Source organism: Litchfieldia alkalitelluris (genome assembly GCF_002019645.1).
Lineage (GTDB): Bacteria > Bacillota > Bacilli > Bacillales > Bacillaceae_L > Litchfieldia > Litchfieldia alkalitelluris.
This window is the reverse complement of record NZ_KV917374.1, coordinates 4,257,564-4,270,869: the sequence shown is the minus strand read 5'-3', so window position 1 is coordinate 4,270,869 and position 13,306 is coordinate 4,257,564. Positions and strand designations below refer to the sequence as shown.

Below are 13,306 nucleotides of genomic sequence, written 5' to 3'. Positions count from 1 at the left end.
TTTAAAATGACTGTCCTAGTTTTCAGTTAAATATCACAATATTCCTTCTGAAAAAAATAAATAAAAATATGGAACGTATCTCCAAAAATGTGCATATATTATCTTCGGTGTTAAAAAGAATAGAAAAGGATGATAGTAATGAGTGACAATCAATTAAAGATATCAATAGAACGAAAAAGTGATAGTTCAATTTCGGGCTATAAAGTGATTGAATTTAATGTAACTGATCCAACCGAAAGTTTGTATGCTGTAGTAACTCCTATTAAAAACACGAAATAGTAAAAATGAGTACCCTTCTACTTTGTTCATAGTGATTCTTCATATAAATCAAGTCTCTTTGCTAGTAAGAGTGACTGTGTTACATATGCTAGAATTAACATAAAGAACATATGAAAGCGATTGTGTTTCATATAAAAAAAACTTAATATAAGGATAGGAGGGGAACATTGTGCAAAATTTTATTTTTGATAATAAGACGAGAATTATATTTGGTAAGGATTATGAACAGGTAGTCGGACAAGAGTCTGTTGTTTTTGGGAAAAAGCTTCTTTTACATTATGGTGGCGGAAGTATTAAGAATAGTGGGCTTTATGATACAGTAGTAAATTCCCTACAAGAACATGGAATAGAAATTTATGAGTTAGGTGGAGTAAAACCCAATCCTCGTGTGAGTCTTGTTAGAGAAGGGGTTTCACTTTGCAAGGAACATAACATCGACTTTATTTTGGCTGTAGGTGGCGGTAGTGTAATCGACTCAGCAAAGGCGATTGCTGCTGGAGCTACATATGATGGGGATGTATGGGACTTCTTTACAGGAAAAAGCGAAGTTTCAACCAGTTTGCCGATTGGTGTTGTCTTAACGATCCCTGCAGCGGGTAGCGAATCTAGTGCTGGAACAGTTATTACAAACGAGGACGGTTTATACAAGAGGGCAACAGGACATTTGTCCTTGAGACCTCAGTTCGCCATTTTAAATCCGGTTCTTTCTTACACATTACCAGCTTATCAAACAGCTTGTGGAATTACTGATATGATGGCACATATTTTGGAAAGATATTTCACAACTGAAAAAAATGTGGAATTGACAGATCGTTTATGTGAGGCAACATTAAGAACCATCATTAGTAATGCACATACAGTGTTAAACGAGCCAACAAATTATAATGCTAGAGCAGAGATTATGTGGTCCGGAACGATTGCTCATAATGATCTTTTAAATACTGGTAGAATTGGTGATTGGGCTAGTCATGATATTGAACATGAAATAAGCGGAATTTATGATATTGCACATGGTGCTGGTTTAGCGATTATTTTCCCAGCATGGATGAAGTATGTGTATAAACACGATATCAACCGCTTTGCCCAATTTGCTAACCGTGTATGGGATGTAGAAATAGATCTAAATGATCTTGAAAAAACGGCTCTAGCTGGTATTAAGAAAATGGAACAATTCTTTAGTTCGATTGGTATGCCAATTACTTTAACAGAAGTTGAAATTGGTGATGAACACTTTGCAGAAATGGCTAAAAAGGCAACAGAAAGAGGAACTCTAGGTAATTTTATTAAGTTGCAAGAGTCTGATGTTTATCAAATCTACCAATTAGCAAGATAATAGCAGTAGCCCTCGTTATAATCAGCGAGGGCTATCTTAAGAGCTTAGTTTTTCTTAAAAAGATTGATAACGCGTGAATCTTTTTTATGCAAAAGAAGGTACGGTAATGAACGTTCATTTTCCTAAAGGAGCAAAAATGCTAATGAAAAAATTACTATTTTTATTTCTCAGCTTATTAATCATTTCACCAGTTTCTTACATATCAGCTGATTCCAATGAAGATGAAGCGATTAACGAAAAGTTCGGTTTGCCAATTGTTGTCTATGGTGAATCATTATCAACAGAGCAGCAAAACAAAGTTAGACAAGCACTAAATATCACAGATCCCAATGCGGTTCGAGAAATCACAGTAACACCAAAGGATCTTGTTTATTACATTGATGGTGACCCCCATTCGAATTTGTATTCTAGCGCGAAAATTACTCGTAAAGAAAAAGGGGAAGGTCTTACAATTGTCATGACAACTCCTGAAAACATTACCGAAGTAACAAGCGATATGTATAAGAACGCATTATTAACAGCAGGAATTGAAGACGCATTAGTCGAAGTTACTTCACCACTAAAAGTAACAGGACACTCGGCTCTTGTTGGGATTTATAAGGCCTATGATGCAGAAGGTGCAGGATTGAATAAAGATCATACAGAGGTTGCAAATGAAGAACTGGAACTTGCAACAGAACTTGCAAAAAAAGAAGGCTTAAGTGAGGAAGCGGTAAGTGAATTACTTGCAGATATTAAGCGACAAATGGCTGAACAATCTCCCAAAACAAAAGAAGAGATTATACAAATTGTTGATGAACAATTAGCTGCACAAGGTGTTACTTTGAGTGAGAGCGATCGACAGTTACTTGTTGATCTTTTTGACAAAATGAGAGATTTAAATATTAATTTTGATAATGTGAAGGATCAATTGGATGAATTATCACAGGCTATTCAGGACAAAATTTCAGAAGCAATAGGAGATCGTTCCTTTTTAGAATCAGTAGCAGCGTTTTTTCAACAATTATTTGAAGATATAAGAAATATTTTCAAGTAATACGATTGACAAGCTCATCTCTACTGAATGTTACAACACTTTGGGAAGAAGTGTTGTTTTTTTATCATTTATACCACAGAGGTGTGTTTTTATTCTAGGTAGTCTCTAGCATGTACAACAGTTCGATAGAAGTTGTGATAGAATCATTTCATAAATTATTTCTTAGATCCTTATACTTTATAGGATTTCTCCTTTTTGGGAATCCTTAACAATATCTTAGCTTAGTTAAGCTTGGTTTAGGAGGATGCTAAAATGAAAGATCAACATCTTAGCTTACATACAGACAAGTACCAAATTAATATGATTTATGCACATTGGAAACTGAATCGACACGAACAAGTGCGAGTATTTGATGCGTATTTTAGACACCTTCCATTTGACAATGGCTATGCAGTTTTTGCAGGTTTGGAACGAATTATTCATTATATTAATAATCTGCGTTTTTCTGAGGACGATATCGCTTATTTAAGACAACAACCAGAAAGATATGATGAAGGTTTTTTAGAAGAACTAAGAAATTTCAAGTTTTCCGGAACTATTTTCTCTGTTGAGGAAGGTGAAATAGTCTTTCCGAATCAACCAATCATCAGAGTTGAGGCGAGAATTTTTGAGGCTCAATTAATTGAAACGGCACTATTGAATTTTATGAATTACCAAACTCTTATTGCAACCAAAGCCTCAAGAGTGATCCAAAGTTCTCCTAATGACCAATTTTTTGAGTTTGGAACGAGAAGAGCTCAGGAAGCAGATGCGGCAATATGGGGAGCGAGGGCAGCTTATATAGTTGGTTTTGCTGGGACAAGCAATGTGGAATCAGGAAAAAGGTTCGGTATTCCAGCAATCGGAACACATGCTCACTCATGGGTGATGGATTTTGACTCTGAGATTGACGCTTTTAGAGCTTATGCTGAGGTTTTCCCTGATCTAACAGTACTGTTAGTAGATACGTATGACACACTAAAATCCGGGGTTCCTAATGCAATTAAAGTGGCTAAGGAGCTTGAGGAAAAAGGACATAAATTGAAAGGAATTCGGTTAGATAGTGGAGATTTAGCATATCTTTCAAAAAAGGCGAGGGGAATGCTGGATGAGGCGGGGCTTGAGTATGTTTCAATTATAGCTAGTAATGATTTGAATGAACATGTTATTGTTGATTTAAAAGTGCAGGGCGCTAAGATTAATTCATGGGGAGTTGGAACACAGTTAATTACAGCCGCCGATCAGCCATCATTAGGTGGAGTTTACAAGCTTGTGGCTCGGAAAGAAGATGGAGAATATAAACCAGTTATCAAAATTTCAGGTAATCCAGAAAAAGTAACCACTCCTGGATTGAAAGATGTGTACAGAATTGTAAGTAAACAGACAAATAAGGCAATTGGTGATTATATTGCATTCACCGATGAAAATGTTAAAGAAGCATCACAATTAAAGATGTTTCATCCAGTCCATACTTTTATGGAAAAGACAGTAAAAGATTTCAATGCACAAGAGGTTTTAAAGCCTATTTTCAAGAAAGGAATTCAAGTATATCAATTACCTTCCCTTGAACAAGTTAGACAATTCCACAAATCTCAGCTCTCATTATTCTGGGAAGAATATCAACGGAAACTCAACCCTGAACAATATCCAGTCGTGTTAAGCGAAAATGTTTGGAATGTGAAGATGGAGCTGCTCTCAAAGCATAAATTAAGTTAAAATGTTAAATTCAAAAAAAACGAGGATATCCGAATTATAAACAGGATATCCTTATTTGTGTTTTTTTCCTAAACACTAATTTCCATTAAATTGAAATGATGCTACTATTGTAATTAGGAAAATTAAAGAACAGAGAGGATGATTTCTATTAATGAAGATCTTTACAGGTATAACGAAGATTTTATTCTTATACATATTTGTTATTATTTGTATTACTCTGATTGTCCTTTTTCCAAGAGAACCGAGGATTGATGTATCTGGAGGATGGGCTGGTGTTATTGATTATAGTTATGATTTTAATTTAATAGATTACAAGAATAATGTCACCAGGTATTTTAATTCAGTCATTGAAAATAAAAGCTTAGGTCCAACAAAGTGGAAAACGAGAACTGTTGAAGACGAATTAATAAAGTTTTTTCCTAGAAGTTTATTAGTTATTGGATTAGGCTTTTTCCTCTGCTTGTTTTTTGGAATTAGTAAAAATCAAATACGAAGAAAAGTGTATTAGGCAGCGGTTCAACTTGGTTATTTCAATCAATTCCTGACTTTTTTATTATTATTTGAGTGATTTGGTTCTTTATTTATTATATGCCGTTTAGTATTTTGGGGGATTGGAAATGGTATAAATTTATTGCTCCCGGCATTTTAGTTGCGATTACACCAACATTTTATGTAGCACGTATTACCTCTGTTTCTTTACTGAGTCAAGCAAAGGAACCATTTATTCAGGTTGCAGAATCAAAGGGATTAACAAAGTAGTTGATTCTTTTTAATCATATGTTCAAACAGTGTATGATTACTGTTTCGAATTATCTGCCGTCCATCATGGTGTTCTTACTTACAAACTTATTAGTTGTTGAATACTTGCTGGGGTTTCAAGGAGCAGCTTATCGGTTGTTCTCTTCGATCGGATATACAAATATTATTAGTCCAGGAAGCATGAATGCAAGAGTTGATGAAAGTGGATTAATTATCGGTATCAGTATTTGTTTCTTACTAGTCATAATGGTTGCGCATATGATTGGTCAAATTGTAAAGCTTAAATTGGAACCTCCAAAATAGGAGGTCGAACGATGAAACAAAACCCCCTTTTACTTATAGGTATATGTATGTTAACAATTCTACTTCTAATCTCAATTAGTAGGTCCCTTTATTCCTTATGTGGAAAATAGAATGGAAGAAGCAAGTAGAGTTCTAATTTCTGAGAGTGGCGATATAAGAACAGCACCGTTTCCTCCTTCTAAGGAATTTCCATTAGGATCTGACAGAGATGGTCATGATATATTAAGTCATCTCATTGTAGGAGCTAAAGATACTTTTCTAATTATTTTAGCAATATGCTTTATACGTTATGTGTTAGCAATTCCTCTTGGGTTGATAGCATCAAGAAGAAAAAACATATTTTCCTCACTGCTTTCCATATGGAACCTGCTATTTTCAAGTGTACCACCTATTTTTTCAGCAATGATTTTACTGAGTATACCAATGTTAGTGATGAGTGAAAACCGTTTATATGTTTCCATCTTAATTCTAGCTCTTTTCGAGGTGGGGAAGGTCGGTTACATTGTTCAACAAGAAGCTAATGCTGTGATGAAAAAACCCTTTATTGAAGCGGGGGTAACAGTAGGGGTAACTCCATTGAAGCAGTTAATCAATCATGTTTTACCAAACATAACTTCAGTAATTGTCGTGAACTTCTTTGTAGATATTGGTAGAACGGCGTTATTAATTGGTCAAATGGGGATTTTCGGAATTTTCATCTCGCAAGTGTATATTCAAACAGGTAGTTTTGTTGCGGAAATGTCCAACACTAGTTTTTATTGGATGACACTGTTAGGGCAAGCGCGTGATGATATAATGAATGCGATTTGGATTCCAATATATACTAGTTTAGCCATCACTTTTACAATATTTACATTTAATATATTAGGTGAAGGCCTCAGAAGATATTTTGGGCGGGAAACACTATAGACATCGTTTTATAAAATTATACATTAGAAGAGAGGACTCTATATGGGTTTAGAAATTATTAAATTAGAAAAAAATGATTGTCCAGGGTGTAAAATATTAGGGATTATTTTGGAGAATGAGGTTGATTACCCTATCAAAGTGGTCAATTTAGATCAATCACCTGAATTAAATGAGAAGTATAGTGTATTGTCTGTACCAGTTCTCATATTTGAAAACAATGGTGTCGAAGTTGAACGATTGACTGAAGGAACTCAGTTTAATGGGGAAAAGATTAATAACATAATAGATAAATACAAAAAAACAAAATAGATAGTTTGGATTAGGCTTTTCGAGCAAATTCCAGAGCAGGAAAAAGAATGAGGAGAACTGTTATGACAGAATTACAATTAATTACCGGATATCAAGAAAACGCTGTGTTGAGGAAAAGCTTTAATAATCTTGCACAAACTGTGTTTGGAATTAACTTTGAAGATTGGTATCAAAAAGGATATTGGACAAATAAATATATCCCTTTTTCGTTTGTAGAAAATCATACAGTAGTAGCTAATGTTTCCGTAAATATAGTAGATTTATTGATTGATGGAGCTATCAAACATGCAATCCAAATTGGTACAGTTATGACCCATCCTAATTATCGTCATACAGGTCTTTCGAAAAGACTACTGTTAAAGGTACTAGAAACATATGAGCACAACACTGATTTGATGTATCTATTTGCCAATCAAACTGTTTTAGATTTTTATCCTAAGTTTGGTTTCAATCCAGTAGATGAAACACAATACATACTAAACTATTCTCATAGTGAAAATATTTCTAGTTCGGAAATTAAGAAATTAAGTGGAGTTAGTAACGGAGACCTTCAGTTTATTTATGAATTCTCAAAATCAAGGATACCAGTCTCAAAGAAATTTAGTACACTAAACACTGAAGAACTTCTACAATTTTATTGTTTATACGTATTTCCAAATGATGTTTATTACCTACACGAAGAGGATGTGATAGTTATTTATCAATTTAGTGATGATCACTCTTTACAAATTTTCGATATAATTGCCCAAAAAGAATTCAGCATTGAAAAAATATTACCAAAAATAGTTAGGAAACAAACAAAAAGAGTTATTTTTCACTTTAATGTTGATAATGATGGAGAATTAGACATTCAATCACAACCCTTCAAGGAAGACGGAGTATTATTCGTTCGAAGAAAAGGTGAATTAAACCTTCCGAAATATTTTAAACATCCAATCACTTCACAAGCATAAGGTTTGGATCTCAGCAAATGAAACTCTCCACCATAAGTTATTTCAAGGGAGACATCTATGCTAAATTAATTCGCACCATCGAGAATGAAAATGTTTTGTCACTCAGTATGGAGGGAGAGCAACTAGACAACTACTGATCTTTCGGTCTCGAATATCTTTGATTCCCTTTTATAGTCTTTTGGCAAAAGTAAGGGAATCAAACAATGCTTTTCATTCCCTTTGTTGGGCTTTTGGCAAGAGAAAGGGAATGAAACAATGCTTTTCATTCCCTTTGTTGGGCTTTTGGCATGAGAAAGGGAATCAAACAATGCTTTTCATTCCCTTTGTTGGGCTTTTGGCATGAGAAAGGGAATCAAACACCTCTTTTCATTCCCTTTGTTGGGCATTTGAAGTGAAAGGGAGTGAAACAACTCTTTTCATTCCCTTTGTTGGGCTTTTGGCATAAGAAAGGGAATGAAACAATGCTTTTCATTCCCTTTGTTGGGCTTTTGGCAAGAGAAAGGGAATCAAACACCTCTTTTCATTCCCTTTCTTAGGCTTTAGGCATTAGTACGGGAATTGGAACTCGCCGACCTAGGTATTTTCAGGGGAGACTTCTATGCAAATGAGTATTTGCACCATGTAGAATGAAAAGTTTTTAATCTCAATGTGGAATGAGCGGAGAGCCACCTGACTCCTACGGGATCTAGCGGTCTCGTGAGACCCCCGAGGGAGGCTCACGAATCGCCCCTCGGTATCCGGCCGGCAACAAGTGAATCACAAGCTCATGGAACACAGCACCCTATGTAATTTTCTAGTCCTTATTGTTTTTCTTTTAATCCTACAGGTAAAAAATAACTAAGGTTATTCGTAATTTGATCTCCAACTCTAAACCCAAATGCACTAGGCGCTCCATTTAATAAAAAGGTTCCAATCATCATATGACCTTCTTTTACACCATTTTCTGTTTTATAAGTAGTTGTTGGTAACTCGACGAATTTTTGATAAACAGGAATATAATCGGTGTAACTCTTGTTCTTATCTTCTTCCACTTTTTCTCCGCTTTCATCAAAGATTTCGATCGTATCTCCTTCACGTCCAAATACCGGTTTTTTTACATATTTCACTTTATCTTTTATAAATTGATCAGGTTCTAGATAGGTTGGAAGGAAATAGTCTTCAATCCATTTATGTTCTTCTTCTGAGAAAAAAGGAGATGCTTCCTCGTGTAACCCCCATATGACTGACATGATTGCTTTGTTTTGCAACAAAAATGCACTTGGTGGATTAAGGATAAGTAATTTATTTTGATTGACCAATTCAAGTAATTGTTCCCCGACTTTTTCATGTGTTGTAGGATCTTGATCTTTGATTAAGCTTTCGATAGGAAAGGTCTGTCTGTAAAGGATATTAATCACTTGATTATCGGGATCAAGCAAAGCTTCACCTTTCACAATACGTAGCTGATCCAGCGGAACATATTTGGAAGGATACTGTGTAAGTTTTTGTAAATAAAGGACCGTGTTTTTATCTTCAATATTATCTTCATGGGAAGTGAAAACAATGTTAGGTAAGCTATCTTTCTCCATGTTATCAATTGCACTAGAAAGAGCACGATTAATAGCAGTTCTTAACCGCTCTTCTTCGAGTTCATTTGGATTATTTAATCCAAACTCTTGACATAAGAGGCCATTCACCTTGAACAATTCATAAATAAAAGTAGGTGTATCCGCATTGAACTCTAGAAGTTTATGCTTGCCGTCTACAATGACAGAATCAAAGCGCCCGATGATTGTTGGAAAAGGTGATTTTCTTTGTCTCAAAAACGAAATTGTTTCTTTCGGATATCCCATCTGTAGAAATGTATCGTCTGTAATGGTATTAGATTGTAATAACTGTGCAGTCTTAAAAAACAAGTGTCCTGCCTTTTTAGCAAATTCTCTTGTCTCAAAAACAAATTCATCATTTACTGTTTGTATATCGTAAAGACCATACTCTGTACCATATAAATTTGCCCAAAAATCCGGTAATTTTGAATAAAAATAATTTCTTTTTTTAAGGTGTTCAAGTACATTCATTTATTTATGCCTCCAAAGATTTCTTTCCTTTTTTAGACACTATAAAAGTGCTAAAATACCAATAAGTATATATTTAGGAGGAAATACATGATTCACTCACTTGTGTATTATATCAAAACAGGTTCATCCTTTGAACCATTCTATGAATACAAAAATCATTCAATAAATGAAGATGAGATCTATGCGCGCCAGTTGTGTGAATTTTTTATTAAGGACGGCAAAGAATATGAACTATATTCAAATGAGATGAAGGATAGTGAAGAAATATTAGTCATTCTTGACAAAGGATCATCTGCGATATTTTCGGATGAAAAAACGTATAATGGCGGAATTCACCTTGAAGTCAGACAATATAAAAATATAGGTGAAATGTCCTTGCTCCATACCTTTCATTTAAACTCTCATTGGGAAGTGATTAGATATCTATTAAAGGATATCATTGACATACCTGGTCAAGGACAGAAAGCTCGTGACTCTGCAGAAATTGATGAAGATCGAAGATGCTACGTTCTATATGTAACCGATATGTAAAAATAAACCATAAATATGGCCCTAGCAGATATGTGAACTACCACAACTACTAGGGCTTTTGTAATAAAGTTATAGGTAAGTATAAAAAGTTTTATCATGTACGTTGTTTCTAAAGACGCCACCAGTTCTCTTGTCAAAGGTAGGGCACTCTAAAAAAGCGCCGCGTACTTTTCTTATTAATAGCTTAAGCAAGCAGCAACAATCCAACCAATAGAAAGAGATAGTAAGAGTAGCAGTATCCCAACAGCTTTGTTATCCTGTTCAATCGCCTTTGAAATGCTAAAACGGATGGTAATAAGCTCAGAACCAATGTAAAATATAAGCTGTGCTAGTAATCCTACAAATCCCCAGATAATCATATCAACCAATGAAACGGAATGAGTAATTGCAGAGCCAAGCACGAAAGCAATCCCCAGAAGCTTACCTCCAAAGGAAAGAGCCGCTGCTTGATTACCCTGTGCGATCAGTTGAAACTCTTTATGTTTTGTTACGAGTATAATAATGAGCATAGCAATGATAAAAACTCCAAATGCAGATAAAGCGTAAATTGAAAAATTTCCTAATAATTCATACATGAATAATTTTCCCTCCGTGTCAATTCGTCATAACCATATTATCCGCCAAATGTGCTTGAGCCACTTCCAAAACCACTACTAGTTTTATTGGTAGATGAAACTGATGAACTATTAGTAGATGTACTTGAACTTGAATTGCTGACATTTGTATTACTATTTGTAGAAGTGCTTGAACTATTGGATTTTGATGTTTGGTTCGTAGTTGTGTTTGCATTATTTTGAGTTGAAGTATTTTTTGAGTTTGATTGTTTAGTAGAATTACTACTATTTTTACTTGTTGTTGTACTAGTATTCTTCGATTTAATCTGAGTATAGACTGAATTCTTATCTCGATAATATTTACCCTTATAATAATACTGTCCAAAGTAATCAGAATCATTATCTTCACAGTAATAGAATTCTGAATCCTGGTAATCCTCAAACTCCCAATAATCACAATATGGGTCATCAGGTTCTACATATGAAGATGTATAACTGTTGTTGTTACTGCTAGGAATACTATTAGATACGTCAGAACTCTGAACAGTATAAGAATCCATCCTTGGTCCACAAGCTGTTAATCCTGAGAGTAGGGCAACTGCGGAAATTCCTGCCATCATCTTTTTCGTTTTTTTCAAAATGAATCTCCTTTCCGCCATAAAAGCATATGTATCATTGAATGATTAATTTATGAATTAGCCTCCCATAAAGCTACTTCCACTGCCGAAGCCTTTTCCCCCTTTAAAACTTGAGCTGTTTTTATAATTCACATATGATGGATTGGCTAGTAAAGCTGTTTTGTTTTTATAATATTTACCACCATAAAAATAATGACCATAATAAGATGAAGAATTTTCATCACATTCATAAACTCCTTCATCATCATCCCATTCCCAATCATCACAATCCACATCATTAGGTGGAGCAGGGATATCTTCATTTTGACACCCTATCATACTTGCAACTAATGCAACCGATGTTACTCCAGCAAGCAATTTTTTTGTCTTACTTTCCAAGACAATCCCCCCACATACGTCTCTTTTCTACATACAAATTTACGAATATAAAATGAAAAAGTTTCAAAAGTAAAGGCTCTTTTCTGTATGATTTTTCCTTTTTGGATCTGTTTATAATAAATAACACTATTTTTTAGGACTTTGGTTTTTTCTGTTTAAGGAAATGGACAAATCAAAAAAGAACATAAATTTACAATACCAATTTATGAATTAACAATCCACTATTTATTTACATTTTTTATAATATGTCATTTTAATGATAACCAAGACTAACCAAGACTTTGTGCAGCTTTTCAAAAATCTTAGGTAAATTTGCTTTAAATAGGGGTTGTATTAAAAATAAAGTCTAGCTACCACTAAGATCACTTAGTGATAATTAGAGAATGTAGAACCAAAAATTAACAAATTGAAATTAAGTTTTTAAGGGAAACATACTTTTGTTACATAAAAAAGGAGGAATGAACATGTTTCAAACAAGTGGTATTCAACAAATTAACCAATGTAGGCAAGTAGCACAGCAACTTATTCAACAAACTCAACAGGCAAATGGTATGTACAAGCAAATGTTACAGCGTGAGCAACAAAATGCAACAACTTTAGAGCAAATGGCACAAAGAGAACGCCAGGCTGTACAGATGATTGAACAAAGCTTACATGGTCATGAAATGGCTATCCAACGCTGCCAAGAGGTCATTAATCTTTGTAATCAAATGGAGCAACAGCTTTCACACCAGTTTGTTCCACAAGGAATGCAACAACACTTTAATCAAGGTCAAATGAATCAAAGAATAAATCAACATTAGAAAAGCAATCGCCTACAAGTGTAGGCGATTTTTAACTTCTTGGAAAACAATCTTTCATTTATATAGGAGGGTTCTATCAGACAACATAAGTCCTCCCCCTTAATTTATACCACCAAACCACCAGCCGCCAATATTTACTGCTTTAATAGAACTTTCTTTATTATCCTCATGTTTATAAGTCATATTTACTTTTGAAAAAACAAAGTAATAATCCGTATACCATTCTGTTACTGTGTGTAAATCACTTGTTGTTCGAAGTTCCTCTTTTTCATTGATATATGTATAGACCTTTACGCATTCAAAGTCTGTTATACAATGAATCATGTATTTTTGTCCGATCCATTTTTTAAAATGTTCATCATTAATTGGTACCCGTAAACAAGTTAAAATTAAAACAACAAGAATACTACCAATAACCAACCTTTTTATGGCCTGAGGTCTTGGTAAAAGTGGAAATCTGAGAATCATAATGCAGATTACACAAAACATTAAGAGCCATAAAAATACATCCAATCTAAAGATAATAAAGGCAGTAACAAAAATATATTTCGAAAAATCTAAGAACTTTTCCACAGTTTCAGCGGATTGGTTATTTAAAATAAGAGCGTCTTCTTCTAATTCTTCCTTACTATTTTTTATAAAATACAAATAAAACGCCCAACTAATTGCAACTAGTAGAAACAACCATTTAACAATGTCCACGTCCTAAACTCTCCTATGTCTATGAAAATATGAATATAAATATATAATATAGAAGTATGTAAATATT

17 protein-coding genes are annotated in these 13,306 nt (G+C 34.2%); 12 read left to right on the top strand and 5 right to left on the bottom strand.

The features are described from left to right. The first annotated feature begins 138 nt into the window (after positions 1-138). The 10 genes from BK579_RS25775 to BK579_RS19860 all read left to right on the top strand — a co-directional run bounded on the left by BK579_RS25775 (position 139) and on the right by BK579_RS19860 (position 7,576). Positions 139-279: a hypothetical protein gene (locus BK579_RS25775; protein WP_169891192.1), complete on the top strand. Its 141-nt coding sequence runs from the start codon at positions 139-141 to the stop codon at positions 277-279. 169 nt (positions 280-448) lie between these two features. Continuing rightward, on the top strand, positions 449-1,612 hold the full coding sequence (locus BK579_RS19895) for an iron-containing alcohol dehydrogenase (protein WP_078548465.1): 1,164 nt from the start codon (positions 449-451) through the stop codon (positions 1,610-1,612). Positions 1,613-1,718: 106 nt separating this feature from the next. After that, positions 1,719-2,648 carry a DUF1002 domain-containing protein gene (locus tag BK579_RS19890; protein ID WP_235848483.1) on the top strand — a complete coding sequence of 310 codons (930 nt, stop codon included), beginning with the start codon at positions 1,719-1,721 and terminating at the stop codon, positions 2,646-2,648. A gap of 252 nt (positions 2,649-2,900) precedes the next feature. Beyond that, positions 2,901-4,343 carry a nicotinate phosphoribosyltransferase gene (locus BK579_RS19885; RefSeq protein ID WP_078548463.1) on the top strand — a complete coding sequence of 481 codons (1,443 nt, stop codon included), beginning with the start codon at positions 2,901-2,903 and terminating at the stop codon, positions 4,341-4,343. 151 nt (positions 4,344-4,494) lie between these two features. Continuing rightward, complete coding sequence (locus tag BK579_RS19880) at positions 4,495-4,851, top strand: hypothetical protein (RefSeq protein ID WP_078548461.1); 357 nt, start codon at positions 4,495-4,497, stop codon at positions 4,849-4,851. An 80-nt stretch (positions 4,852-4,931) separates the two neighbouring features. Then, positions 4,932-5,102, top strand: coding sequence for a hypothetical protein (locus tag BK579_RS25770; RefSeq protein WP_169891191.1), 171 nt, complete (start codon positions 4,932-4,934; stop codon positions 5,100-5,102). 18 nt (positions 5,103-5,120) lie between these two features. Further along, positions 5,121-5,405 carry a hypothetical protein gene (locus BK579_RS19875; protein WP_204524742.1) on the top strand — a complete coding sequence of 95 codons (285 nt, stop codon included), beginning with the start codon at positions 5,121-5,123 and terminating at the stop codon, positions 5,403-5,405. A 111-nt stretch (positions 5,406-5,516) separates the two neighbouring features. Beyond that, positions 5,517-6,314: an ABC transporter permease gene (locus BK579_RS19870; RefSeq protein WP_078548457.1), complete on the top strand. Its 798-nt coding sequence runs from the start codon at positions 5,517-5,519 to the stop codon at positions 6,312-6,314. A gap of 42 nt (positions 6,315-6,356) precedes the next feature. Then, complete coding sequence (locus BK579_RS19865; RefSeq protein ID WP_078548455.1) at positions 6,357-6,623, top strand: YbbN family protein; 267 nt, start codon at positions 6,357-6,359, stop codon at positions 6,621-6,623. 62 nt (positions 6,624-6,685) lie between these two features. Beyond that, a complete protein-coding gene (locus tag BK579_RS19860) occupies positions 6,686-7,576 on the top strand; it encodes a GNAT family N-acetyltransferase (RefSeq protein WP_078548454.1) in 891 nt (296 codons plus the stop codon). An 800-nt stretch (positions 7,577-8,376) separates the two neighbouring features. On the opposite strand, the gene BK579_RS19855 is transcribed toward BK579_RS19860, so the two are convergent. Next, positions 8,377-9,633, bottom strand: a complete 1,257-nt coding sequence (locus BK579_RS19855; protein WP_078548453.1) for a glutathionylspermidine synthase family protein — start codon at positions 9,631-9,633, stop codon at positions 8,377-8,379. A gap of 87 nt (positions 9,634-9,720) precedes the next feature. Here BK579_RS19855 and BK579_RS19850 point away from each other — a divergent pair, with 87 nt between their 5' ends. Continuing rightward, positions 9,721-10,164, top strand: coding sequence for a hypothetical protein (locus BK579_RS19850; RefSeq protein ID WP_078548452.1), 444 nt, complete (start codon positions 9,721-9,723; stop codon positions 10,162-10,164). 176 nt (positions 10,165-10,340) lie between these two features. On the opposite strand, the gene BK579_RS19845 is transcribed toward BK579_RS19850, so the two are convergent. From BK579_RS19845 to BK579_RS19835, 3 genes are read right to left on the bottom strand one after another with little or no spacing between them, the layout of a single operon-like run. Further along, positions 10,341-10,739 (bottom strand): DUF350 domain-containing protein, encoded by a 399-nt coding sequence (locus BK579_RS19845; RefSeq protein ID WP_078548451.1) that lies wholly within the window; start codon positions 10,737-10,739, stop codon positions 10,341-10,343. Positions 10,740-10,777: 38 nt separating this feature from the next. Then, the gene (locus BK579_RS19840; RefSeq protein WP_078548450.1) at positions 10,778-11,356 is read right to left on the bottom strand and encodes a hypothetical protein; all 579 of its coding nucleotides are present in this window, start codon (positions 11,354-11,356) and stop codon (positions 10,778-10,780) included. A 57-nt stretch (positions 11,357-11,413) separates the two neighbouring features. Then, positions 11,414-11,734, bottom strand: a complete 321-nt coding sequence (locus BK579_RS19835; protein WP_235848482.1) for an aminotransferase yhxA — start codon at positions 11,732-11,734, stop codon at positions 11,414-11,416. Positions 11,735-12,198: 464 nt separating this feature from the next. On the opposite strand from BK579_RS19835, the gene BK579_RS19830 reads away from it, so the two are divergent. Next, positions 12,199-12,537, top strand: coding sequence for a hypothetical protein (locus tag BK579_RS19830; RefSeq protein WP_078548448.1), 339 nt, complete (start codon positions 12,199-12,201; stop codon positions 12,535-12,537). Between the two features lie 99 nt (positions 12,538-12,636). Here BK579_RS19830 and BK579_RS19825 read toward each other — a convergent pair whose 3' ends face one another. Beyond that, on the bottom strand, positions 12,637-13,239 hold the full coding sequence (locus BK579_RS19825) for a hypothetical protein (protein WP_078548447.1): 603 nt from the start codon (positions 13,237-13,239) through the stop codon (positions 12,637-12,639). Between the last annotated feature and the right edge of the window lie 67 nt (positions 13,240-13,306).

Excerpts from the sequence above, each read along its gene's own strand:
- BK579_RS25775 (WP_169891192.1), top strand. The coding sequence starts at position 139 with ATGAGTGACAATCAATTAAAGATATCAATAGAACGAAAAAGTGATAGT.
- BK579_RS19890 (WP_235848483.1), top strand. The coding sequence starts at position 1,719 with ATGAACGTTCATTTTCCTAAAGGAGCAAAAATGCTAATGAAAAAATTA.
- BK579_RS19885 (WP_078548463.1), top strand. The coding sequence starts at position 2,901 with ATGAAAGATCAACATCTTAGCTTACATACAGACAAGTACCAAATTAAT.
- BK579_RS19880 (WP_078548461.1), top strand. The coding sequence starts at position 4,495 with ATGAAGATCTTTACAGGTATAACGAAGATTTTATTCTTATACATATTT.
- BK579_RS25770 (WP_169891191.1), top strand. The coding sequence starts at position 4,932 with ATGCCGTTTAGTATTTTGGGGGATTGGAAATGGTATAAATTTATTGCT.
- BK579_RS19875 (WP_204524742.1), top strand. The coding sequence starts at position 5,121 with ATGTTCAAACAGTGTATGATTACTGTTTCGAATTATCTGCCGTCCATC.
- BK579_RS19870 (WP_078548457.1), top strand. The coding sequence starts at position 5,517 with ATGGAAGAAGCAAGTAGAGTTCTAATTTCTGAGAGTGGCGATATAAGA.
- BK579_RS19865 (WP_078548455.1), top strand. The coding sequence starts at position 6,357 with ATGGGTTTAGAAATTATTAAATTAGAAAAAAATGATTGTCCAGGGTGT.
- BK579_RS19860 (WP_078548454.1), top strand. The coding sequence starts at position 6,686 with ATGACAGAATTACAATTAATTACCGGATATCAAGAAAACGCTGTGTTG.
- BK579_RS19855 (WP_078548453.1), bottom strand. The coding sequence starts at position 9,633 with ATGAATGTACTTGAACACCTTAAAAAAAGAAATTATTTTTATTCAAAA.
- BK579_RS19850 (WP_078548452.1), top strand. The coding sequence starts at position 9,721 with ATGATTCACTCACTTGTGTATTATATCAAAACAGGTTCATCCTTTGAA.
- BK579_RS19845 (WP_078548451.1), bottom strand. The coding sequence starts at position 10,739 with ATGTATGAATTATTAGGAAATTTTTCAATTTACGCTTTATCTGCATTT.
- BK579_RS19830 (WP_078548448.1), top strand. The coding sequence starts at position 12,199 with ATGTTTCAAACAAGTGGTATTCAACAAATTAACCAATGTAGGCAAGTA.